The organism is Bradyrhizobium yuanmingense (assembly GCF_025200905.1).
GTDB lineage: Bacteria > Pseudomonadota > Alphaproteobacteria > Rhizobiales > Xanthobacteraceae > Bradyrhizobium > Bradyrhizobium yuanmingense.
Map to the genome: position 1 here is coordinate 7,102,992 of NZ_CP104173.1, position 21,662 is coordinate 7,124,653.

The 21,662-nt window shown below is 62.9% G+C and carries 19 protein-coding genes; 11 read left to right on the forward strand and 8 right to left on the reverse strand.

Going from position 1 to position 21,662, the window contains the following annotated elements:
* Positions 1 to 179: 179 nt before the first annotated feature.
* The gene (locus tag N2605_RS32980) at positions 180 to 884 is read right to left on the reverse strand and encodes a glutathione S-transferase family protein (protein WP_074447641.1); all 705 of its coding nucleotides are present in this window, start codon (positions 882 to 884) and stop codon (positions 180 to 182) included.
* 108 nt (positions 885 to 992) lie between these two features.
* On the opposite strand from N2605_RS32980, the gene N2605_RS32985 reads away from it, so the two are divergent.
* Together N2605_RS32985 and N2605_RS32990 are read left to right on the forward strand one after the other, a co-directional pair.
* A complete protein-coding gene (locus N2605_RS32985) occupies positions 993 to 1,370 on the forward strand; it encodes a winged helix-turn-helix transcriptional regulator (RefSeq protein WP_036020233.1) in 378 nt (125 codons plus the stop codon).
* Positions 1,371 to 1,409: 39 nt separating this feature from the next.
* A complete protein-coding gene (locus tag N2605_RS32990; protein WP_260347531.1) occupies positions 1,410 to 2,798 on the forward strand; it encodes an adenylate/guanylate cyclase domain-containing protein in 1,389 nt (462 codons plus the stop codon).
* A gap of 84 nt (positions 2,799 to 2,882) precedes the next feature.
* Here N2605_RS32990 and N2605_RS32995 read toward each other — a convergent pair whose 3' ends face one another.
* From N2605_RS32995 to N2605_RS33015, 5 genes are all read right to left on the reverse strand, one after another.
* Positions 2,883 to 3,707: a CarD family transcriptional regulator gene (locus N2605_RS32995; protein WP_074447640.1), complete on the reverse strand. Its 825-nt coding sequence runs from the start codon at positions 3,705 to 3,707 to the stop codon at positions 2,883 to 2,885.
* A gap of 344 nt (positions 3,708 to 4,051) precedes the next feature.
* Positions 4,052 to 4,390, reverse strand: coding sequence for a ferredoxin FdxA (gene fdxA, locus N2605_RS33000; RefSeq protein ID WP_018643465.1), 339 nt, complete (start codon positions 4,388 to 4,390; stop codon positions 4,052 to 4,054).
* A gap of 132 nt (positions 4,391 to 4,522) precedes the next feature.
* Positions 4,523 to 4,774, reverse strand: a complete 252-nt coding sequence (locus tag N2605_RS33005) for an RNA-binding S4 domain-containing protein (RefSeq protein WP_074447665.1) — start codon at positions 4,772 to 4,774, stop codon at positions 4,523 to 4,525.
* An 84-nt stretch (positions 4,775 to 4,858) separates the two neighbouring features.
* Positions 4,859 to 8,320: a helicase-related protein gene (locus N2605_RS33010; protein WP_260345044.1), complete on the reverse strand. Its 3,462-nt coding sequence runs from the start codon at positions 8,318 to 8,320 to the stop codon at positions 4,859 to 4,861.
* 703 nt (positions 8,321 to 9,023) lie between these two features.
* Positions 9,024 to 9,827 (reverse strand): DUF3108 domain-containing protein, encoded by an 804-nt coding sequence (locus N2605_RS33015; RefSeq protein ID WP_370143494.1) that lies wholly within the window; start codon positions 9,825 to 9,827, stop codon positions 9,024 to 9,026.
* Between the two features lie 604 nt (positions 9,828 to 10,431).
* Between N2605_RS33015 and rpmB the strand changes: the two genes are divergently transcribed.
* From rpmB to N2605_RS33030, 3 genes are all read left to right on the forward strand, one after another.
* Positions 10,432 to 10,740 (forward strand): 50S ribosomal protein L28, encoded by a 309-nt coding sequence (gene rpmB, locus N2605_RS33020; RefSeq protein WP_036001998.1) that lies wholly within the window; start codon positions 10,432 to 10,434, stop codon positions 10,738 to 10,740.
* A 233-nt stretch (positions 10,741 to 10,973) separates the two neighbouring features.
* A complete protein-coding gene (locus N2605_RS33025; RefSeq protein ID WP_260345045.1) occupies positions 10,974 to 11,927 on the forward strand; it encodes a HamA C-terminal domain-containing protein in 954 nt (317 codons plus the stop codon).
* Positions 11,924 to 14,455, forward strand: a complete 2,532-nt coding sequence (locus N2605_RS33030) for a DEAD/DEAH box helicase (RefSeq protein ID WP_260345046.1) — start codon at positions 11,924 to 11,926, stop codon at positions 14,453 to 14,455. The genes N2605_RS33025 and N2605_RS33030 overlap by 4 nt, the downstream gene beginning before the upstream one ends.
* A gap of 1 nt (position 14,456) precedes the next feature.
* Here the strand turns inward: N2605_RS33030 and N2605_RS36615 are convergent, their stop codons facing one another.
* A complete protein-coding gene (locus N2605_RS36615; protein WP_425248873.1) occupies positions 14,457 to 14,684 on the reverse strand; it encodes a DCL family protein in 228 nt (75 codons plus the stop codon).
* Between the two features lie 312 nt (positions 14,685 to 14,996).
* Here N2605_RS36615 and N2605_RS33035 point away from each other — a divergent pair, with 312 nt between their 5' ends.
* The 3 genes from N2605_RS33035 to ftsZ all read left to right on the forward strand — a co-directional run bounded on the left by N2605_RS33035 (position 14,997) and on the right by ftsZ (position 17,129).
* Positions 14,997 to 15,215 carry a phospholipase effector Tle1 domain-containing protein gene (locus N2605_RS33035; protein ID WP_425248828.1) on the forward strand — a complete coding sequence of 73 codons (219 nt, stop codon included), beginning with the start codon at positions 14,997 to 14,999 and terminating at the stop codon, positions 15,213 to 15,215.
* A gap of 92 nt (positions 15,216 to 15,307) precedes the next feature.
* Positions 15,308 to 15,820: a hypothetical protein gene (locus tag N2605_RS33040; protein WP_260345047.1), complete on the forward strand. Its 513-nt coding sequence runs from the start codon at positions 15,308 to 15,310 to the stop codon at positions 15,818 to 15,820.
* Positions 15,821 to 15,872: 52 nt separating this feature from the next.
* On the forward strand, positions 15,873 to 17,129 hold the full coding sequence (ftsZ, locus tag N2605_RS33045; RefSeq protein ID WP_260345048.1) for a cell division protein FtsZ: 1,257 nt from the start codon (positions 15,873 to 15,875) through the stop codon (positions 17,127 to 17,129).
* A 281-nt stretch (positions 17,130 to 17,410) separates the two neighbouring features.
* Here the strand turns inward: ftsZ and N2605_RS33050 are convergent, their stop codons facing one another.
* Positions 17,411 to 18,091, reverse strand: coding sequence for a hypothetical protein (locus tag N2605_RS33050; RefSeq protein WP_260345049.1), 681 nt, complete (start codon positions 18,089 to 18,091; stop codon positions 17,411 to 17,413).
* A 161-nt stretch (positions 18,092 to 18,252) separates the two neighbouring features.
* Between N2605_RS33050 and N2605_RS33055 the strand changes: the two genes are divergently transcribed.
* The 3 genes from N2605_RS33055 to N2605_RS33065 all read left to right on the forward strand — a co-directional run bounded on the left by N2605_RS33055 (position 18,253) and on the right by N2605_RS33065 (position 21,659).
* Positions 18,253 to 19,587, forward strand: coding sequence for a DUF2235 domain-containing protein (locus tag N2605_RS33055; protein WP_260345050.1), 1,335 nt, complete (start codon positions 18,253 to 18,255; stop codon positions 19,585 to 19,587).
* A gap of 305 nt (positions 19,588 to 19,892) precedes the next feature.
* Positions 19,893 to 20,138 carry a PilZ domain-containing protein gene (locus N2605_RS33060; RefSeq protein ID WP_036002017.1) on the forward strand — a complete coding sequence of 82 codons (246 nt, stop codon included), beginning with the start codon at positions 19,893 to 19,895 and terminating at the stop codon, positions 20,136 to 20,138.
* 366 nt (positions 20,139 to 20,504) lie between these two features.
* Entirely contained in the window at positions 20,505 to 21,659 is a 1,155-nt protein-coding gene (locus N2605_RS33065; protein ID WP_260345051.1) for an iron-containing alcohol dehydrogenase, read from the forward strand.
* The last annotated feature ends 3 nt before the right edge of the window (positions 21,660 to 21,662 follow it).

Below are 21,662 nucleotides of genomic sequence, written 5' to 3' on the forward strand. Positions count from 1 at the left end.
TATCGCCATTTGAGAGCATTCCCTGCGGCCCATCCTTCGAGACGCCCGCTTTAAGCGGGCTCCTCAGGATGAGTGCGGAGTGCGCGGCAGCAGTTTTCAACGAGCACTGATGCTGATGAGCCTCATCCTGAGGAGGCGCGTCAACGCCGTCTCGAAGGACGAGGCGTGCGCACCGGCCGCTATTTGCCGAACTGCGCGATCAATTCGGCTAGCGCGACGTGGCCTGTGCACGATCCCGTTCCCGGATCAGACCCGCCGTCCTCCAGAGCGGTGGCGTAGAGGACCGCGGGATCGGCTTCGAGGCGCGCGCGCAGCGCCGCCAGCTTCGGCCAGCGGCTCCTCTCCGCGACCGCGTGGAAGTCGAGCCAGCGTGCGACACCGACAAGCACGGCGTCGGCGAGGGTCGGCCGGTCCCCGAGCAGAAATTGCTGCGTTTCGATCATTTCTTCGAGCTTGTCATGACGCTCGATGACCCTTGCTGTGCCGAAGGCGCGCAGGACCGACTTCGCGGCAGGCTCCATGGCTTCGGCTTCCAATGCGGCCCACAGCGGCGCGAAGGCGGCGGTGAAACCGGTATTCACGAATGCCATGAGCTGATGCATGCGATCGGCTTGCCGCGAAGAGGGATCGAAGCTGATGCGGCGTTCGACATCCCTGGCCTCTAGCCAGGCCGCGATCGCCATCGTTTCCGTCAGCACCTCGCCCTGCCCGGTGATAAAGACCGGCGTCTCGTGTCGCGGATTGATACGGGCGTATGACGGGTTTCGCATCTCGCCCAACATATCGATCCGACACAGCCGATATGGCTTGCCCAGCCATTCGAGAGCCGCAACGAGCCCCATGGAGCTTCCCTTCGGAAAGCCGTAGAGTAGAATTGGGTCCATGATCCATTCTCCGTGATTTCTGATGATCACGCTGCGCAGCGGTGATGCGACCCTAGCCGCTCGCCGCATCAAGTAAATTACGAACTTTTTTGTAACCTGGAGGCGCCGATGAAGGATCTCGTGTCGAGATGTCCGATCGAGGAAGTGATGCAGATTCTGAGCGGTCGCTGGCCGACGCTGCTGATCTATTATTTGAAGCAGGGCACCAAGCGCTTCAGCGACTTGCGCCGAGACAATCCGACCATCTCGCACAGGATGCTCGCGCTCGAGCTCCGCAAGCTGGAGGACGCCGGCATCGTCAGCCGCACGGAATTCGGCGGTTATCCGTTGCGCGTGGAGTACGATCTGACGGCCGCCGGTCACGCGCTCGTGCCGTTGATCGATGCCTTGGGGAACTGGTGGACGTCGGTTGCGGCAGCGGCTGACGGAGAAGGCCGCCGGAATGAAATCAGCGTCTCGGCAAGGGCGCAGCGAACCAGCGGCTGAAGGCCCAAGTGTGGAGACTGTGAGGAGACTGCCGTGACAATGCTCGTCGAGCGCTTCAACCTGCCGGCTGCGGCTTCGCCCGCGCCGATCGAGCGCGATGCCGAAACAGTTCAGTTCGCACAGGCCGCGCTGGCGTCCGCCAAGCGGGAGGGCCTGCAACTTGCGGTGCGGGCGCGCTATGTCGCCCTGGTCGTCATTGGCTGCCTGATCATGGCGATCAACCCGGCCTGGGAGCAGCTCTACTACGTGGCGCTGCTCGGCTTGTTCGCACTGATCGGCTGGGCCCAGGTCAGGGTTGGGCGGGTGGGCGTGTCACGGCCGGAATTGGCACTCCTGTTTTGCGACCTGGCGCTGCTCACGTGCCTCATCGTGATTCCCAATCCGTTCGGAGCCTCGTACTGGCCGGTCGCGATGCAGTTCCATTCCGGCAACTTCATCTATTTCTTCGTGCTGCTCGCGGGCGCCACATTGGCCTATACCTGGCGGACTGTGATTGCGGTCGGCATGTGGACGGCTGCGCTCTGGATCATCGGCATCGCCTGGGTCTGGTGGCAACCCGATCGCGATCCTGCGCTGACGGCCCGCATCGCGGCCGCGACAGGCAACGATGAGCGCTTGTTTGCGATGATCTCGCCGAGCGAGATCGTGTTCCACGTTCGCATCCAGGAGATCGTCGTCTTCATGATCGTGGCCATGACCTTGGCGCTCGCGGTCCGCCGCAGCAACGACCTCCTGGTCCGGCATGCCGCGGTGGAGCGCGAGCGCGGCAACCTAGCGCGCTACTTCTCCCCCAATGTCGTGGCGGAATTGTCGAAACAGGACGAGCCGTTGAAGCAGGTGCGCACGCAACACGTCGCGGTGCTGTTCGTCGACATCGTCGGCTTCACGGCCTTTGCCGATGGACGCTCGCCGCAGGAGGTTGTGCGGACGTTGCGGGAATTCCACGGATTGATGGAGCAGGAGGTTTTCCGCCATAGCGGCACGCTCGACAAATATCTCGGGGACGGATTGATGGCGACGTTCGGAACGCCCTTTGCCGGCGAGCACGACGCCAGCAACGCGCTGCGATGTGCCCAGGCTATGATCGCGGCGGCGGAGCGTTGGAACGATCAGCGGGCAGCGTCAGGCGAGCCAAAGCTGCATGTGAGCTTTGGCTTGCATTATGGGCCGGTGGTGCTCGGCGACCTCGGGCAGACCTGTCTGGAATTTGCCGTGATCGGCGCGACCGTCAACGTGGCAAGCCGTCTCGAGGCCTTGACCCGCACCCTGGGCTGCGCGCTGGTGGCAAGTGACGACCTCGTCAGCCAGGCGAAGGCCGAGCTGGGCGGCGCAGCCGCAACGTTTCAGTCATTGGAAGCGCGAGAGGCGCGGGCGGTCCGCGGCATTCAGCAGCCGATCGCGATCTGGACCCAGCCGCGCGGCGCGTAGAGCCGAACTCCCGCGGCCTCAGGAAGCCAAACAAAAAGCCCGGCCAAACGGCCGGGCTTTTGATTGCTTGCGTTCGGTGCCGGCTTACGCGGCCTCGTCGGCGACGGTGCTGTCGTCGCCATCGGTATCGTCGGTATCGCCCTCGGCATCCGTGTCGGCCTCGCCCTCGGCAGCTTCCGCCTTGGCATTGCGGCGCGGGCTCTTGGCGAGCTGCGCCTCGATCTCCTTGACCGCTTCGGTCTCGGTCGAGTGCTGCACCACCGCGATCTCGCGGGACAGGCGGTCGAGCGCCGCTTCATAGAGCTGGCGTTCCGAGTAGGACTGCTCGGGCTGCGATTCCGAGCGATAGAGGTCGCGCACGACTTCCGCGATCGCGACGATATCGCCCGAATTGATCTTCGCTTCGTATTCCTGGGCGCGGCGCGACCACATGGTGCGCTTGACGCGGGCGCGGCCCTTGAGCGTCTCCAGCGCCTTCTTGACCAGGGCCGGATCGGACAGCTTGCGCATACCGACATTGGCGACCTTGGCGGTCGGCACGCGCAGCGTCATCTTGTCCTTGATGAAGTTGATGACGAACAGCTCGAGCTTCGCACCGGCGATCTCCTGCTCCTCGATGGCCAGGATCTGGCCGACGCCGTGAGCGGGATAGACCACGAACTCGTTGGCCTTGAAGCCCTGACGCTGGGTCACGACCTTCTTTTCCTCGACCTTCGGCGCAGCCGCGGGCTTGGCAGCCGGCTTGGCGGCGACGGGAGCCTTGGCGGGCGCAACGGCAACAGGGGCCTTCGTCGCGGCGGGCTTGGCAGCGGGGGCCTTGGCAGTCACAGGCTTGACATTCAAAGGCTTGGCGGCAGCAGGCTTGGCAGCGGTCGCTTTCGCGGCCGGTTTGGCAGTCTTGTTAGGCATTGCGCTTCTTTTGTTCTTCGAGGACTTTGCAGCCGGCGCCTTCGTCGCGGTCCGACCCTTGGATGCGCTACGGCTGGCCGCGGCGACTTTTTTGGCCTCCTTATGGGAAGCCCTCGCTGAAGTACTCTTTTTACGCGTTTTCTGTGACACAGCCTGCGCGCGGAAACTGCCACGCCCCTGTTCGACATTTGGTTTCACGGGAACCCAGAGGGGCCAACGGGGCTGACGGGGTTCGGCTTAATGTGCCCAATATAGCACATTTCCCGCAAAAATCAATGATTTAGGGGTCTTGAGGGCTGGTTTTCGGCGGCAGCGCCGCTATTAGGGTTAAGTTTGGACGCGAATTAGTCCCCAGAGCCGGGGTTCGGAGAAAAATATTTCTCGAACTTGCCTTCCATGCCGTCGAATTCCTTGGCGTCGGCAGGTGATTCTTTCTTCTGGGTGATGTTCGGCCAGCTCTTGGCGTAGTCGGCGTTGACCTGGAGCCACTTTTCGAGGCCCGGTTCCGTGTCCGGCTTGATGGCGTCGGCGGGGCATTCCGGCTCGCACACGCCGCAATCGATGCATTCGTCGGGATGGATGACGAGCATGTTGTCGCCCTCGTAGAAGCAATCGACCGGGCAGACCTCGACGCAGTCGGTGTACTTGCACTTGATGCAGTTTTCAGTGACGACGTAAGTCATCCAACGCTCCGAAAAGCTCTTTTAGAAGTCGCGGCTTGCCTAGCGCGGATGGCCGGGCGCCGCAAGGTCGGGAAGGCCCGATCATGACGGCTTTGTGTGTTTGATCGATCAAGAAATGAATGCAAAGCGCAATTAATTGCGCGTCCCGAGCTCCTCGTAGAGCACGCGAGCCGAGGCGGCATCGCCACGGCGCTCGTTGAAGGCGGTGACCTTCAGCACGCGCACGGTGCGATCGAGCGCGATGGTGAGGACGTCGCCAAGCTTGATCGCATGGCCGGGCGATGTCTCGCGCACGCCGTTGACGCGGACATGGCCGGTGACGACGAGCTCGGCCGCGGAGGTGCGCGCCTTCACCACGCGCGCGTGCCACAGCCATTTGTCGATGCGCTGCCGCTCGGTCGTGGCTCTATTCCTTTTGACGCGTTTTCTTCACGCCAACCGCTCCGCACTTCGCTCGAAAACGCTATGTTACTCCTTCCGCCCCAACTGCTCCTTGAGCGCGGCGAGCTTGGCGAAGGGCGAGTTCGGATCGATCGGACGATCGCGCTCGCGCGGGTTCGCACTCGACGCGTAGGGGCGCAATGACGGACCGGACTCGCGATCACGGCGGTCACGGCCCTTGTCGCGGTCGCGGCCACGATTGTCGCGGCCCTTGTCGCGGTCGCCGCCGAACTTCTTGTTGTCGCGGTTGCGATCGCGATCCTTGTCGCGGTCTCCCTTGCCCTGGAAGTTGCGATTGCGGTCGTCGCGGCGCTCACCGCCCTCGCCGCCTTCACGCGGCTTGCGGAAGTCGCGGCCGCCATCGCGGCGATGGCCGCCGCCATGACGCTGGCCCGGCTTCGCGCCGTCGGCGGCTTCGCCGGGCGCGGCGTTCGCTGCATCGGCTGCAGCGCCAGCCTCAGCGCCGGCCTGCGGACGACGCTGGTTGTTGTGACGCTGATGGCGATGGCGCTCGTGGCGCGGCTTGCGATCCTCGTGACGGCCGGCAGGACGCCAGACCTCGACCAGCTCGGGCTCGGCGGATGCGACTGTTGCCTCAGGCGCGGCAGCATCGGGGGATGCAGCAGCTTCCGTCGCGGCGGTCTCGGCGGCAGCCGCTTCGAGGCCGGCAGCCTCGGCGGGCGATGCAGCCTCTTCTGCAGGCGGCGCGATGCCGGGGGCGTCCTCGGGCGTAACGGGCGCTTCCGGAGACGCTTCCAGCGCCGGCTCCTCGTGAGCCTCCGCAGGAGCGGGCTCGTCGTGCGGCTCCATGCCGGGCGCGTCTTCGACGGTGACGGATTCGGCGGCGGCCTCCGTGGCCGGGGCCTCCGCCGGCAGGCCGGCAACGGCTTCAGCTGCAGTCTCGGTCGAGGTTTCCGCGCTGCCTTCAGCGGGCGGCGCCTCGGCTGAGACCGTCTCGGTCACGACCTGCTCGGTCGCAACAGGCTCGGTCACGACAGGCTTGGTCACGACAGGCTTGGGCGGCAGCGGCGGACGCTTCTCCATGCGATAGCCGAGCGCGCGCAGCACCGAGGCGAAATCTTCGCCGGCAGATCCCGTGAGCGAGGTCATCGCCTGTGTCACCACGAAGCTGCGACCGTCGAACGCACCGGCGGGCTTTTCGCCCGGCGAATTCTCGCGCCAGGCCAAAGCCGGGCGGATCAGGTCGGCGAGGCGTTCCAGGATGTCGACGCGCACGGCGCGCTCGCCGGCCTGCTTGTAGCCGAGCACGCGATAGGCATCGCGCGGCAGCGCCTTGTCGACCGGGAACGAGGTGCGCCCCGAGGAGGCCAGATGCTGCGCGCCCGAGAGCGCGGACAGATCGACATTGTCCTGCTTCAGCGCCCAGAGCAGCGCGGCGAGCGCGCGCGCGGCGGGCTTCAGGAGGCCGGGGAAATAGATGTGATAGGCGCCGAAGCGGACGCCGTATTTGCGCAGCACGGCGCGCGAGGGCTGATCGAGATCCTTCAGCTCGCTGGCGATCTTCGGGCGCTCGAGCACGCCGAGCGCCTCGACCAGCTGATAGGCGATGCCGCGGGCAATGCCGGTGACGTCCTCGGCCTTCGACAGCTCGAACATCGGCCCGAGCAGCTTTTCGATATGGGTCTTGAGCCAGAGCTCGAGCCGCGCCTGCACCTTGTCGCGGGGGGCGCCGGTCAGGCGCTCGTCGGAGATGATGCGGATGCGCGGATGCAGCGCGTCGTCTGCGGCAGCGAGTCGCGCCACGGCATCGCCGGTCCAGCGGATGATGCCTTCGGAGGTCAGCACGAACTGCTCGTCCGGCGCATTACCCAGCTTTTCGGCGCGCGCATTGATCTCGCCGGCGAGCACCGCTTGCGCTGCAGCCTGCAAGGCTTTCGCATCGGAGCCGGCTTCCGCCGCATCCGGTGCAAAGGTGAAGCCATCGAGACGGCCGATGACATGGCCTTCGACGATGACTTCGCCGGTCTTGCCGATTTCAGTATTCAAGCTCGTGTTCTCCCGCAGGCGGCGCATCAATACACTGGTCCGGCGATCAACGAAACGCTCAGTCAAGCGTTCATGGAGCGCATCCGATAATTTATTTTCGACCTCCCGCGCGATCCCCTGCCAGCGTTCGGGGTCTTTCAGCCAGTCCGGGCGGTTGGCGACGAAGGTCCAGGTGCGGATCTGGGCGATTCGGGCCGACAGCGTGTCGATGTCGCCGTCGATGCGGTCGGCCTGGATGACTTGGGACTCGAACCAGGAATCGGGAATGCAGCCTTTCCGCATCAGGAAGCCGTAGAGCGTCGTCACCAGCTCGGCATGGGCGGCCGGCGACAGCTTTCTGTAGTCCGGGACCTGGCAGGCTTCCCAGAGCCGCTCCACGGCAGCCTTGCCATGCGCGATATCGCGCACCTCGCCGTCGCGGGCGGCGTGATCGAGCACGCGCATGTCCTCGGCGATCGGGGCACGCGTCAGCGTCTCGTGGCCGGGGGCGAGGTTCAGCGAGACCTGCAGCGCGCCGAGCGAGGAGAAATCGAGCTTGGAATTGCGCCATTGCAGCACCTTCACCGGATCGAAGGTGTGGTTCTGCAGCGCGTTGACGAGCTCGGGCTCGAACGGCGCGCAGCGGCCCGTGGTGCCGAAGGTGCCGTTGCGGGTGGCGCGGCCGGCGCGGCCTGCGATCTGCGCGAATTCGGACGGTGTCAGGCGGCGGAACTGGTAGCCGTCGAACTTGCGGTCGGAGGCGAAGGCGACGTGATCGACGTCGAGATTGAGGCCCATGCCGACGGCATCGGTGGCGACGAGATAATCGACGTCGCCGTTCTGGAACATCGCGACCTGCGCGTTTCGTGTGCGTGGGCTTAGCGAGCCCAGCACCACGGCCGCGCCGCCGTGCTGGCGGCGGATCAGCTCGGCAATCGCATAGACTTCATCGGCGGAGAACGCGACGATGGCGGTGCGGCGCGGCTGGCGCGTGATCTTGCGGTCGCCGGCGAATTCGAGCTGCGACAATCTGGGCCGCGTGATCATGGACACGCCCGGCAACAGGCGCTCGATGATCGGGCGCATGGTGGCGGCGCCCAGCAGCAGCGTCTCGTCGCGGCCGCGGCGGTTGAGGATGCGGTCGGTGAAGACGTGGCCGCGCTCGAGATCGGCGGCGATCTGGACCTCGTCGACGGCGAGGAAGGAGACGTCTATATCGCGCGGCATCGCCTCGACGGTCGAGACCCAATAGCGCGGGTTCTTCGGCTTGATCTTCTCCTCGCCGGTGACGAGCGCGACACTGGCCTCGCCGGATCGAGCGGCGATCTTGTTGTAGACCTCGCGCGCGAGCAGGCGCAGCGGCAGGCCGATCATGCCCGAGGGATGCGCCAGCATCCGCTCGATGGCGAGATGAGTCTTGCCGGTGTTGGTCGGACCGAGCACCGCGGTGACGCCCGCGCCGGGGGCGCGCTCGGAGGCGAAGGGAGAGGAGGAGAAAGCCATGTCTATCGGATTAGGTAATGGCGATTTGGGCGAATGTCAGTGCTGGATGGGGCGGTGAGGGGGCTGGCTCTTCGTTCCTCATCCTGAGGAGCGCGTCAGCGCGTCTCGAAGCATGAAGGCCCGGCTGGTGCTGCTGGGCAAGCCAAGCCCCTCGCCCTTCGAGACGGCCGCTTGCGCGGCCTCCTCAGGGTGAGGGGCACACCGCGGGCGTGAAAGCGCCCGCCCCAAATCCCGCGCAACTGTCTCACTTTGCGACGCTTTTCCCGTTCGCTTTAAGCTTCGGAACGACTCTAGAACGAATCGCGGCCGAATCGCTGACTCCCCTGTGAGTCCCGTTCCGTTCACGCAACATGTCGCGGGACTCGTCTTGGTTGCGCACTAGATGGAGTTTTGCGAGGGCACACAAGCGACCGGGGTGGTTAAAGCTGGGGACGGCGGCGAGTCGAATCAGAATCGGGGAGGAGTCAAATGGATTCCCTGCGACGGGGGTTGGTCAAACGAAGAGTGCGAAAACAACCCCATGCACAGTAGGTAAGTGATTGATTTTGCTTAGCCTGCGTTGAACGCTCGTCATTCCGGGGCGCGACGCAGTCGCGAGCCCGGAATCCATCGCGCAACCGTCTCTGCGGCCTGATGGATTCCGGGTTCGCGCCGAGGGGCGCGCCCCGGAATGACGGCGGAGAGAGCGGTGCGGCCTCCTTGCCTACTGCGTCTTCGCGACCCTTGGCGGCTGGGGCGACGTGATGAAGCTGGTGGCTTCCAGCATGGCCGGCCCCAGGGGCGTCGGCACTTTCAGCCAGAACGGGACCAGGATGCGCGTGCCGGCGATGGGGGCGAACGCGATCTCCATGTTGCGCTGGGCGGCGAGGTATTTGATCACCGGGCGGTCGGGAATGTAGCCGGCGATCGGCACGAAATAGATCGCGCAGACCACGACCGGGCCCTTGTACCCCTTCTCCGCCTTCACGGTCTCCATGCGCTTGAAATCGAGCTTGAGCTCGTAGCGCATGCGGCCGTCGAACACTGGCGCGGAGCTGTGGCAGGCGTCCTGCGAAACGGGATCACCGGTGCCGGGTACGCGCAGCAGCGAGGCCGTCATGGGGTCCCAGACGCCGCGGCGGTGCGCCTCGGTGACGACGATGCGGTCCGGATCGACCGGCGGCTCCGGCAAAATCGCAAAATCCTTCACATTGCCCTTGTCGAGGGTGATGCGGATCTCTTCGGTCTTCTTCTGGGTGGTGGTGGAGGCCTGGTAGCCGGTCGCAACCAGCGCGCCACCAACGACGCGCCCCTGGCTGGCGCCGGTGCCGGACCCGCCCGTGAACGACTTCAAAAGCCCGGTGGTGCCGCCGGCGGCCGCCGCCGAGAACACGTCGTCCTGGATATCGATGTTCCAGGCGCCCTTGCCGACGGGAATGCCCGCCAGCGTCGCCTCATATTGCGCCTCGAGCTTACCTTGCGCCGCCGCGGGCGCTGCGCCGGACGCCAGGCCCAGCACCGCCGCCAGGCCACAAAGCGCCATCAGCCGGCCGGCCAAGGGGACGTCCAAGCGGACGCCCCGACGCAGATAGGCTGAGCGCAGGACTTGCGCGAAATGAAGCGTTGTCGGCACGAAACAATCCAATCAGAGCGCGATATGCTGTTACTTAAGCCAAAACCGGCGACAAACAATGTGTCGGGGCATGCAGCCCCGGGAACTCCACCGGACTCTTCGACGGCGAATACGCCCTTTATGTGATGGTAAGGCGCGACAATCATTGCCGTTTTGGTGATCGGCGGTAACGGGGGGCGTGCCGACCTCTCCCCACTCCGCTGTCATGCCCCGCGAAGGCGGGGCATCCAGTACGCCGCAGCGCCTCTGGTCAGCCGCGCCGCCGCGGAGTACTGGATCGCCCGCCTTCGCGGGCGATGACACCGAGGCGGGGCACGAGATCCCGGGTTCGGGCTCTGCCCGCCCCGGGACGACGGGCCAAAAACGGCCCGTCGCCTTGACGCAAGGCCCCTTCCCCCCTATACGTCCGCCCGCTCCCTGCAAGGACGAAAGAATTTGCCCCCGTGGCGCCGAAATGGCGGCCGCACTCGTTGGGGGTTCGAACCTAAGGATTTCTACCATGTCTCGTCGCTGCGAACTGACGGCCAAGGGCCCCCTCGTCGGCCACAAGGTCAGCCACTCCAACATCAAGACCAAGCGCCGCTTCCTGCCGAACCTCGTCAACGTGACGTTCATCTCGGAAGCCCTGGGCCGCAACGTGCGCCTGCGCGTCTCCACCAACGCGATCAAGAGCGTCGACCACAATGGCGGCCTCGATGCCTACCTGCTCAAGGCCAACACTGACGCGCTCTCCCCGCGCGCGGTCGAGCTGAAGCGCGCCATCCAGAAGAAGGTCGGCGACACCCAGCCGGCGAAGCAGGCGAGCTGAGAAGATTTACCGTTAGGGCGGGGGCTAAGTTGCGTCGCGTGGCGTAGGCTTAGCCGAGTAAAGAGTTTGAGTAGCGGCCGGATCGGGAGATCCGGCCGTTTTTGTTTGTGGGGGACTTAAGGGAAGAATGTGCAAAAGGCTATGCGCACTCAACTGTCGGTTTTAGCCTATTGGCGTCCGAATCAGCGCGTGCATTGCAAAAGACGATGGCTCACATGCCAAGGGCAAATTCAATGGAGGCGTTTATTGCGGCGCTCGCGGAAGGGCACGACGACCTGCCCCCTCGAATCCGCACCGTCACACATTCAACCAAGAGCAACAATGACCTAGTCCGAATTCACGCGCACTTCTTGTCGTTTCGAGCGGGTCAACCAACCGTCGAAGAGTTCGTGAATCTTCTGTCTTTCAAGCTCGTGCCATTCTGTTTGCACCGGAAATATATCTCGGCCGTGCAAGGTGACTGGGCAACCCTAACCCCGGGAAAGATCCAACAAAGCGCAATTCAACTAAACCAAAAAGCGATCGATCTTTTTAAGCGAGCGCACAAGAAAACAAACCGTAATGGCGAATTTGGTGAGCTTATTGCCTACTTGCTCATCGAGTCCGTGCTGAAAGCACCACAGTTCGTCGCGAAGATGAGCCTAAAGACAAGTCCACAGATGCCGGTTCACGGCTCAGATGGAATTCACATAAGCTACGATGAAAGGGCTGAAGAGCTGCGCCTCTACTGGGGCGAGTCGAAATGCTATTCGTCTGTTAAAGCGGCAATCAAAAACGCCGTGACGTCGGTCGCCGATAACCTAGAACATCAGAAGATGTCTCACGAGCTATTTCTCGTTGAACAATACTTCGACCAAGCCGACTTTCCTGAAAAGTTCAAGAAAGCAATCCTCTCTTTCCTGAACCCCTACGACGAAAACTATAACAAGCGGACCGATGTCTCGGTTGTCTTAATCGTCTTTGACTTCGCGGTTTATGCGAAGATCAAGAGCCTGAAACCGAACGAGGTCGAACAAAAATTCGTATCCGAACTTTGCACTGCTCTGAAACTATATGCTGACCAATTCGACAAGCTGCTAAAGAAACATGATGTCAAGCAGCACAACATGGAAGTTTTCTTCCTTCCACTTCCGTCGGTTGATCAAATGCGCAGCCTCTTTCAGGATAAGATCGGGTGGACTCCGTGAACGAAGAGCTTTCCAACCGCATTTGGAAGAGCGAAGCGTTCTGGGCACAGTTCTCACATCTAAATGCCGCATGGCTTCGAAAGGAGCTAGCAGTTGATCCAACAACCGGGATCTCCGAGAACGAAGTTATTCGGTGCATCCAAGCTGCTGTGATCCTATCTGGAAACGCTGATCCAGATCGTCAGCGTGCTGCCTACAGCATTGCGGCGTGCGCAAACGATCTAATGGGTGAAGGACTCCCCGGTCTTGCGGGAGCTCTGCGTATTGTGTTGACGCGAATGGGAAATTTTCCCGCCATCAAGACAGCAGATTCCGTAGAGGCCTTTCATCGGCTACCGACACGCGTCGCCCTTTCAGAGGAGCTCCGACGCAGGCAAAATGAGGTCGATGCTGGTGGCATTACACTCACCCTAACGGACTTTCAAAAGCAATTGTGGGACGTAATCACAAGCGGACGGAGCGCTGCCATTTCGGCGCCCACGTCGGCAGGAAAGTCCTTTGTATTACAAGCGTATCTCCGCAACTTAGCTCGCCGCAAGGAGCTTTTCTCGGCCTGTTACCTTGTCCCAAGTCGCGCACTAATAGGTGAGGTGACAGACTCCATTGCGCGCTGGAGAAAAGAAGACGATCTACGTGAGCTATCGATCATCAACGTCCCGCTCACGGAAACGACCAAGCTGCCAGGTCGAACCATTTACATACTCACACAAGAGCGCGCCCAAGCCATTTTGAGCACGCACCCAAGTTTCGCACCTAAAGTTGTTGTTTGCGATGAAGCTCAGTCCATCCAAGATGGAGCACGAGGAATGTTGCTTCACAATGTGGTCGAGAGCTTGATAGCCAGATGTCCGACCGCCCAGCTAATCTTCGCTGGCCCGAACATTGGCAATCTCTCAACGTTTGAAGAGACGTTTCGCCTTGAGAAAATCGCGCATGTCCGAAGCCGCACCCCAAGTGTCGTGCAAAATCTCATAGTGGTAAACACTCGGACCGGAATAAAAGGGCAGTTAGCGCTTGAGAAATTTACAAGCGACAGCCGGCATAGTCTTGGTCATGCAAATATTAGGCACGCTCTTCCCAGCATAAAGGAGCGACTAGTACGAGTGGCCGAGCGGTTTGGTGCAGACAAACCCTCGATCGTTTACGCCAATACCCCAGCTGACGCGGAAGGCGTGGCCCTTGGACTTACCGATGTATTCTCTCAAGTAGAGCCCAGCGATCGACTAAAGGAGCTTGCTGAGTTTGTAAAAGTGGCGGTGCACAAAGAATACGACCTTGCACGCTGCTTATTGCGCCGTGTCGGCTATCACTACGGACGAATACCGGCGCTAGTAAGACGTGGGGTTGAATCAGCCTTCGCCGAAGGCGAGATTCGATTCTTGGTTACGACAAGTACGCTTATTCAGGGCGTCAATTTTCCTGCCCGCAACCTCTTTGTTTGCCACCCGAAGAAGGGCAGGACACTTCAGATGAATGCGGGCGAATTCTGGAATCTCGCGGGACGAGCCGGGAGATTAGGAAAGGAATTCCAGGGAAATATCTTCCTAGTCGACTACGACAATTGGCCTGGCCCGTTAGCAAACGAGAGCAGCGAGATCAAAATTGCCAGCTATCTCAAGTCAACGCTAGATATGAGTCCTGCTGAATTGGAGGCGTGCGCTCTCGAAGACAACCCTCAGATCGAGACCCCTGAGAGAGCCGACATGGAGGCCGCCTTTGCGAGACTACTTTCAGACCAAATGCAGGGGCGCCTTCCCGAGACGCTAGCACGTTACAGCGTTCCCCCAGAATGGCAAACACGGCTCGCAAGCGCGATGGAGATTGCGCAACGGAAGATAACTTTGCCCTTGGTGGTAATCGCGTCATCACCGACTGTGTCTGCGCTGCGGCAGGAACGGCTCGCGAAGTATCTCACGTCCGAGATAAAGGGGGGCGGCCTCCCTCGTCTAAAAGAGCTCTTGCCACAGCATCCACGAGACCCAGACTCCTTTAAAGCCTTGTCAGAAATCTATCGCATCTGTCACGAACACCTATTGACCCTCATCGTACCGAAGCTTCATGTTCGTATGGCTGCGATCTCGCTCAAATGGATGCGTGGCGAACCACTTCCAGAAATCATCGACGAGAACCACAAGAGGTCGGGCGGCAATTTATCATCCAACATCAGAAATACACTGAGCGATATCGAACAAGAAGTTCGCTTCAAATATCTTAGACTGACCTCTTGCTACATCGCGGTTCTCTCGCATGTACTAAAGTCCAGCGGCTACTCTGCATACTTAAGCGGGCTATCTTCGCTTCCATCATATCTCGAGATGGGGGCCTCAGATCAAACTATGATCAGCTTTATTAATCTTGGCGTATCAAGAATGACAGCCCGCATATTGACCGATAGGCTGATGGATAAGGAGATGGGCCCAGAGGCTGCACTCACGTGGCTCAAACAACAAGACCTCGGAAGCCTCGGTCTTTCATCCATCGTATTAGCGGACATTGAACGGGCGCTCGCAAACGCAGGCACCGGCTGAGCTAGAAAAGGTGAGGTGCGATACAAGGCTTATAAGAAAACCTCGCCCATGTACCGTCGGTGCGAACCACTCGAAAGCATTGCGATGAGTAGTCCGCGGCTTGCACTTCGAAGTGGTCGATACCTACGCCAACTTTCTCGTCGCGATTGGGATGGCGTTCCAAGAGGCTGACAAGATCAGCTGCGTCGACGTCCAACACCCTGTCGCCCGGCCGATACCGATGGAGCATGTCGCTGAAGAACTTTGATGCTTCCCCTTGCGTAGCAAAAGTCCGTGTCGACAGAACCACTGGATTTTTACGCCCCAAGTCTCCCTCCGTCTCAATGACTGATGTAAAAAGATTTTGTCTATGAAAAAGCTGGCCCGGACTTCAGCCCTGCGCACGCGCAACATTTAGGCGCACCTCCTCCATATTACAACCGGGGGATTGTTTGCAACTGCAGACCGTAGCAGGACAGTTGCCCAAGGGTGCATTCTGGCTAAGTTCTTTCGCCAAATTCCGCTATACTCGCCCCGGTAGCATCCCCCGGAGGCGCATCCCATGGAGACCGCGGCCAATTCCGACCACAAGCCCGCCGGCAAGAACCTCGTCATCTGCTGTGACGGCACCGGCAACGAGATCTCGGAGAACATCTCCAACGTCCTGAAGCTCTATCGCTGCCTGCGCAAGACGGACAAGCCCTCGCCGCGACAGATGGCGCCTTCGACTCCGGCGGCCGTCACCGCGGCCCCACCCGTAAACACCCCCCGCGCGCGTTAACCGTCCATTAACCAACGCACCCTAGCCTGCGGTAATCGTCCAGCCATCATTAGCTCGAAATGCCTTCCCGGTTCGCTCCAGGAGAAGCGCCGATGTGCGTTGAGTTGTTGACGTATGCCGATCTCGGTGCCCGCCTCAATGTCTCGCGCGAGGCCGCGCGGGCACTGGCGCGGCGTCGGCGGTTGCCGCGCTCGCGGTCGGACGACGGCAAGGCGGTGGTGAGCGTCGATCTCGCCGCTCTCCGCTACACGCCGCGCCCGCGACGAGCCCGCCGGGAAGATCCCATCGGGGTCTCCCTGGCCAGGATCGAGGCCGTCAAGACCGAGGTGTTCAAGGCAGAGATCGCGCGGCTCGAATCCGTCGCAACCGCCTACAGGGCCGTGTTCGAGCGCGAGCGCGAACGTGCCGATCGCCTCGCCGTCGAGCTGACGCAGGCGGCCGCCGAGACGACGGCCGCCAATGCATGGGCTGCACGACTGGAAGACGAAGTGACGGCGCTGCGGAGCGGTCGCCGCCCTGGCGGCTCGATCGCGGGACACGCGGTGCGCCGGTTGGGACATCTGGCCGCCTTCATCGTGCAAGCAGACCGCGCGGCCCGCAGGTAGGACTCAGAACTTTCTTTAATCCCCGGCTTGCCGGAGCAATCGCGAGGGAAGAATGACTGGCAACACCGATATCCATGAGATGAAGGCCCGCATCGTCGTGTTCGGCGTCGGCGGCGCCGGCGGCAATGCCGTCAACAACATGATCACGGCCGGGCTGCAGGGGGTCGAGTTCGTGGTCGCCAACACCGACGCGCAGGCGCTGGCGATGTCGAAGGCGAAGCGCCTCATCCAGCTCGGCACGAAGGTGACCGCAGGGCTCGGCGCCGGCTCGCAGCCGGAACTGGGACGCGCCGCAGCCGAGGAGGCGATCGACACGATCCGCGAGCAATTGACCGGCGCGCACATGGTGTTCGTGACGGCCGGCATGGGCGGCGGCACCGGCACCGGGGCTGCACCCGTCGTCGCCAGGATCGCGCGCGAGCTCGGCATTCTCACCATCGGCGTCGTCACCAAGCCGTTCTACTTCGAGGGCCAGCGCCGCATGCGCTTTGCCGAAGCCGGCATCGAGGAGCTGCTGAAGACGGTCGACACCCTCCTGATCATCCCGAACCAGAACCTGTTCCGGGTGGCCAGCGAGAAGACCACGTTCGCCGACGCCTTCGCCCTTGCCGACCAGGTGCTTTATTCGGGCGTGGCCTGCATCAGCGACCTCATCGTCAAGGAAGGTCTGATCAATCTCGATTTCGCCGACGTCCTCTCCGTCATGAAGGAAAAGGGCAAGGCCATGATGGGACGGGGCGAGGCTTCCGGCGAGAAGCGCGTGCTCGCCGCCGCCGTCGCCGCGATCTCCAATCCGCTGATCGAGAACCCCTCGATCAAGCGCGCCAGTGGCCTCATCATTTCCATCACCGGCGGCAAGGATCTCATGCTGTACGAGGTCGACGAAGCCGCCACCCGCATTCGCGACGAGGCGGACCCGGACGCCAACATCATCGTCGGTGCGTCCTTTGACGAAAGCCTAGAGGGCATCGTCCGCGTCTCGGTGGTGGCGACCGGTATCGATAATCTCGATCCGGCGCAGGCGCACCCGGTGGAAACCGCCCTCACCCAGCTCGCCGGCAGGCTGCGCAACGACGGCCGTCGCATCGCCGATCGCATCGAGCGCAGTGCCCCCCTGCCGCAAGCGGGAAACCCGCCGCTGCGGCCGCAGCCGCACCACCCCGTGGGGCCACCGGCACGGCCGGGCCTGGACCATGCGCGGCAGGCGGCGCTTCAGCCGCTCGATGCTTACGGCCGCGCGCCTGCGCGCAATGCGCCCGACGAGGCCGTTCTCGATATTCCGGCCTTCCTGCGCCGCGCGGCGAACTGAGCGGGTCGAGCCGGGCTGCGGATCGGACGACCAGCGAGCCAAATAACAGGTCGTCATCCCCCGGGGCTCGCGAAAGCGAGAGCTATGATGCGCAATTGCGCATCGGAGGATCCATTTAGCCGCGGTGACCGTTGAGCAATGGATTCTCAGGTGCGCAATTGCGCACCGTAGTTCGCGCCAAGGGGCGCGCCCCGGAATGACGGAGCAAAGCAGCACCTGAGGAGCCCGCCTCAAGCGGGCGTCTCGAAGGATACGCCGCAACGAAACCAGCCGCCGATGCTTCACGCCGCCGTGCTGCGCGGGCTCTCGGCGGTTTCCTTCTTGTCCGTTTCCTTGTCGCGGGACAGCCAGGCCGGAAAGCGAAGCAGGCGTTCGTTGGTGTCCTTCGGCAGCTCGACGGGCGGCACTTCAACGGCCGAACTCGGCAAGTCCAGCGCCGCGTGGCCGGATCGCACTGCATCCGCGCGCTGATCCAGTTCACGCAACAGGGGATCGAGCACGCTGTCGACCTCGGTCGCCACCGACACCAGGAAACTATTGAGCTCGCGCGCCTCGGGCACAACGGCCGCCGCCGATTCGACCGCCCTGGAGAGACCGTCCACGACAGGTGCAAACGCTCCGGCGGCTTGCTTGATTCGCGTCTTGATCAGTTCGATCTCACTCAGGACGCGTTCACGCTCTCGCCTTTTCTTCTCCTCCGAAAGGCGGGCTTCAATTTCGGCGATCTGCGCCGCCAGGGTCGTGGCTTCGGATGCGAGCGCATCGCGTCTGCCACGCGCGCGATCGAGATCGCGGCTGAGATTGTCCACTAAGTCGTCCCTTGCGAACATGGCTTTGCTCCATAGGACAGGCGTTCTGCCCTGTAGGACGGCCTTGGCGCGAACCGCCAGCCTCGCCATCGACCGGATGGCCGGATCGGCCGAAACAGGCATCAACTTCCGTCGCGTCACATCGGCCGACATGGTGATCCCCCATCGTCGACATTAGGCAACCGCATGGTTAACAAGAGGTTAATGTCAACACAGCCTTCGGCCATGGGACCGGGTGCCGGCGACGTCGCCTCCTCGCTGCCATCCATTTTCCGCTATACTCGCCCCGGTAGCATCCCCCGGAGGCGCATCCCATGGAATCCGCCCACCCCGCCGACCACAAGCCCGCCGGCAAGAACCTCGTCATCTGCTGTGACGGCACCGGCAACGAGATCTCAGAGAACATCTCCAACGTCCTGAAGCTCTATCGCTGCCTGCGCAAGACGGACAAGACGCAGCCGCGGCAGATGGTGTTTTACGATCCCGGGGTCGGCACCATGACGGAGCCGTCGACGTGGGGGCGCTGGAAGGCCAACATCAAGCTGGTGTGGGGGCTCGCGACCGGATACGGGCTCGATGACAACGTGCTGTCATCCTATTGCTTCCTTGTTCAGCATTACGCGCCGGGCGACAAGATCTATTTGTTCGGCTTCTCGCGCGGGGCCTACACGGTGCGCGTGCTGGCGGGGCTGATCCACAAGATCGGCCTGATCTCGCCGGAGCAGGCGAACCTCGCCGGCTCGGGCCTCATCGCCTACAAGCAATATTCCGGCAGCGGGCGCGGCAACGACGTCGAGGATATCAAGAACATCGTGTTCGACGAGAGCGGGCCGCTGCCGAAGGACGAGTTCGACCTCGCCGCGCAGTTCGCGCGCATCACCTCGACGCGCTGGCCGACCATCCATTTCGTCGGCGTGTGGGACACGGTGGCGAGCGTGATCGTGCCGCGCGCCGACCGCTTCTACTGGCCGAGCCTGGAGGAGCTTGCCTTCACGCTGCGTGATCCCAGCATCAGGATCTTCCGGCAGGCGATCGCGATCGACGAGTGGCGGCGCATGTTCCGCCTGAAGCCCTACGCGGAGCCGCAGGAGTTCTGGAGCAACCGCTACGTGCCTGACGAGAAGAAGGTGCCGCAGGACATCATGCAGGTGTGGTTCGCCGGCGTGCATTGCGACGTCGGCGGCGGCTATCCGGAGGCCGAGAGCGGCGAGTCCAAATATCCGCTGCTCTGGATGATCGACGAGGCCGAGAAGGCCGGGCTGAAGTTCAACCCGCGCACGGTGAACCAGCTTGCCTGGGGTATCCAGCGCAAGAACTCGCCGTTCACCTATGTCGAGCCCGCTTTTACCGGCAAGAGCGGCATGCTGCACGATTCCATGACGGCGGCCTGGCGCGTGCTGGAGTTCTTGCCGAAGCGCGCGAAGTACCGGGAATGGCCGGCGCGGAAAGTCTATTTCGGCTTCTACATCCCCGATGGCGAGCCGCGCCTGATCCCCGAAGGCGCACATGTGCATGAGAGCGTGCTGAAGCGCATGACGGTGGAGCCGGACTACCGGCCGGTGAACCTGCCGAAGGATTACGTGACGGTGCCGATGCCGGTGCCGCCGGGGCTGGCGGCGGGGATCGAGGTGGTGCCGGTGACGGAGTGAGGGCGTGGGCACGGCTCGCTGCTCGTCATTGCGAGGAGCCCTTGCGACGAAGCAACCCAGGCTGCCTCCGCGGAGGGATTTCTGGATTGCTTCGCTTCGCTCGCAATGACGGGTGCGGAGACAGACGCGCGCCACATCGCCATTCCCCTCCAGGGAAGGGTGGCAGCCCGCTACCGCTGCTTTTGCCTTTCGCTGACACTTTTCGTTAAAATTCTCGGGCGCGGCTTAGGGGGATCGCATCAACTCTTTTCCATGATTGGGACAGATCAGCCGCCGCGACCTGCGGAGTTGGAGGAGACGTGCCAATGCATCCGCGCAAGTTTGTCCGTGTGAAGCCCGCGGGCCTGGTGTCACGCCAGGCCAAGATCATCACCGACCCGCGCGCGCCCGTGATCCCGTGCACGCTGATCGACTATTCGCCCGGCGGGGCCTGCGTCGATCTCGGCGGGCAGGTGACGATTCCCGATCGCTTCGAGCTGCTGCACGTCAACACCAAGAAGCGCTGCCGCATAGCCTGGAAGCGCGGCACGCGCGTGGGCGTGGTGTTTTGAGGGGGCGCTCCTGACATCCCATGCAGCGGCATCGGCACTGCGCTCCCTCCCCCGCTTGCGGGGGAGGGCTGGGGAGAGGGTGTCTCCGCGTTGGGATTTTCGAGAATTGACTGAGGCTCTCCCTGCGCGGCGAGAGATCTCTGCGGGATACCCGCGACGGCTCCGCCGCGGAGAGAGCCCTCTCCCCAACCCTCTCCCGCAAGCGGGAGAGGGAGCTCAGTACCGACGCCGAAGCACTGTTCACACAATCTGCAACAGCCCGCCCTTGCGCTGCAAACGGCCAGCGTCTTCGCGCATGACGGCTCCGGCGGGGTCGGCTAGATTGCGTCCCTAACAACAAGAACGAATTGTCCGGGGAGGACAGGCGTGCACCAGGGACGTGTCGTGTTCGGCGCGATCGAGGAGGTCGTGTTCGGCCATCCTGCGGCTGAAGCCATCGTCGCGCAGATGGACCGGCTCGGAACAAGCCGCGCCTTCCTGATGGTGTCGGGGACGCTGAACCGGCAAACCGACGAAATCACGAAAATCAGAGAGGCGCTCGGCTCCCGCTGCGCCGGCCTGTTCGACGCGATGCCGGCCCATACGCCGCGCGAGGCGGTGATCGCGGCGACACAAGCGGCGCGCGCGGCGGAGGCGGATCTGATCGTCACAATCGGCGGCGGTTCCATCACCGACGGCGCCAAGGCGGTGCAGCTCTGCCTTGCCAACGGCATCGACGATATCGCGGGCATCGACCGCATCCGCGTGCACAAGGGTGCCGCGCCCGAGATGAAGGCGCCCATCGTGCGGCAGGTCAGCGTGCCGACCACGATCGCCGGCGGCGAGTTCTCATCGATCGCCGGCGTCACCGACCGCGCGAGCCACGTGAAGCAGATGCTGCGGCATCCGCTCACTGTCCCGCGCGCGACCATCCTCGATCCTGCGATCACCGTGCACACGCCGGAATGGCTGTTCCTGTCGACCGGCATCCGCGCCGTCGACCATTGCGTCGAGGCGATCTGCTCGCGCGAGACGCATCCTTACGCCGATGCGCAGGCGGTGAAGGGCCTCGCCATGCTCGCCGACGCGCTGCCGCGGGTGAAGGCCGACCCTAGAGATCTCGATGCGCGGATGGATGCGCAGATCGGCACCTGGCTGTCGATGGGCGCGCTCGCCGCCGGCGTGCCCATGGGCGCGAGCCACGGCATCGGCTACGTGCTGGGCGGGGCCTACGACGTGCCGCACGGCTACACCTCCTGCGTCATGCTGCCGGCGGTGATGCGCTGGAACGCGCGCGACAATGCCGAGCGGCAGATGATCGTCGCGGCCGCCATGGGCTATCCCGGCCGTGACGCAGCCGACGTGCTCGATGCCTTCATCCGCTCGCTCGGCATGCCGCGCAGCCTCGCCGACGTGCGCATCGCGCCGGATCATTTCGATGCGATCGCGGAAGCCGCGATGCGGACGAACTGGATTCCGCGCAACCCGCGCAAGATCGAGGGCCCCGCCGATGTGCGCGAGATCCTGCTGCTTGCCGCCTGATCG

What these genes read in the sequence shown, in the direction of transcription:
- N2605_RS32985 (WP_036020233.1), top strand. Translation starts at nt 993, where the DNA reads ATGAAGGATCTCGTGTCGAGATGTCCGATCGAGGAAGTGATGCAGATT.
- N2605_RS36615 (WP_425248873.1), bottom strand. Translation starts at nt 14,684, where the DNA reads ATGCTCCATCGGTATCGGCCGGGCGACAGGGTGTTGGACGTCGACGCA.
- ftsZ (WP_260345048.1), top strand. Translation starts at nt 15,873, where the DNA reads ATGACTGGCAACACCGATATCCATGAGATGAAGGCCCGCATCGTCGTG.
- N2605_RS32995 (WP_074447640.1), bottom strand. Translation starts at nt 3,707, where the DNA reads ATGCCTAACAAGACTGCCAAACCGGCCGCGAAAGCGACCGCTGCCAAG.
- N2605_RS33035 (WP_425248828.1), top strand. Translation starts at nt 14,997, where the DNA reads ATGGAGACCGCGGCCAATTCCGACCACAAGCCCGCCGGCAAGAACCTC.
- N2605_RS33010 (WP_260345044.1), bottom strand. Translation starts at nt 8,320, where the DNA reads ATGGCTTTCTCCTCCTCTCCCTTCGCCTCCGAGCGCGCCCCCGGCGCG.
- N2605_RS32990 (WP_260347531.1), top strand. Translation starts at nt 1,410, where the DNA reads ATGCTCGTCGAGCGCTTCAACCTGCCGGCTGCGGCTTCGCCCGCGCCG.
- N2605_RS33025 (WP_260345045.1), top strand. Translation starts at nt 10,974, where the DNA reads ATGGAGGCGTTTATTGCGGCGCTCGCGGAAGGGCACGACGACCTGCCC.
- N2605_RS33055 (WP_260345050.1), top strand. Translation starts at nt 18,253, where the DNA reads ATGGAATCCGCCCACCCCGCCGACCACAAGCCCGCCGGCAAGAACCTC.
- N2605_RS33060 (WP_036002017.1), top strand. Translation starts at nt 19,893, where the DNA reads ATGCATCCGCGCAAGTTTGTCCGTGTGAAGCCCGCGGGCCTGGTGTCA.
- rpmB (WP_036001998.1), top strand. Translation starts at nt 10,432, where the DNA reads ATGTCTCGTCGCTGCGAACTGACGGCCAAGGGCCCCCTCGTCGGCCAC.
- fdxA (WP_018643465.1), bottom strand. Translation starts at nt 4,390, where the DNA reads ATGACTTACGTCGTCACTGAAAACTGCATCAAGTGCAAGTACACCGAC.
- N2605_RS32980 (WP_074447641.1), bottom strand. Translation starts at nt 884, where the DNA reads ATGGACCCAATTCTACTCTACGGCTTTCCGAAGGGAAGCTCCATGGGG.
- N2605_RS33050 (WP_260345049.1), bottom strand. Translation starts at nt 18,091, where the DNA reads ATGTCGGCCGATGTGACGCGACGGAAGTTGATGCCTGTTTCGGCCGAT.
- N2605_RS33040 (WP_260345047.1), top strand. Translation starts at nt 15,308, where the DNA reads ATGTGCGTTGAGTTGTTGACGTATGCCGATCTCGGTGCCCGCCTCAAT.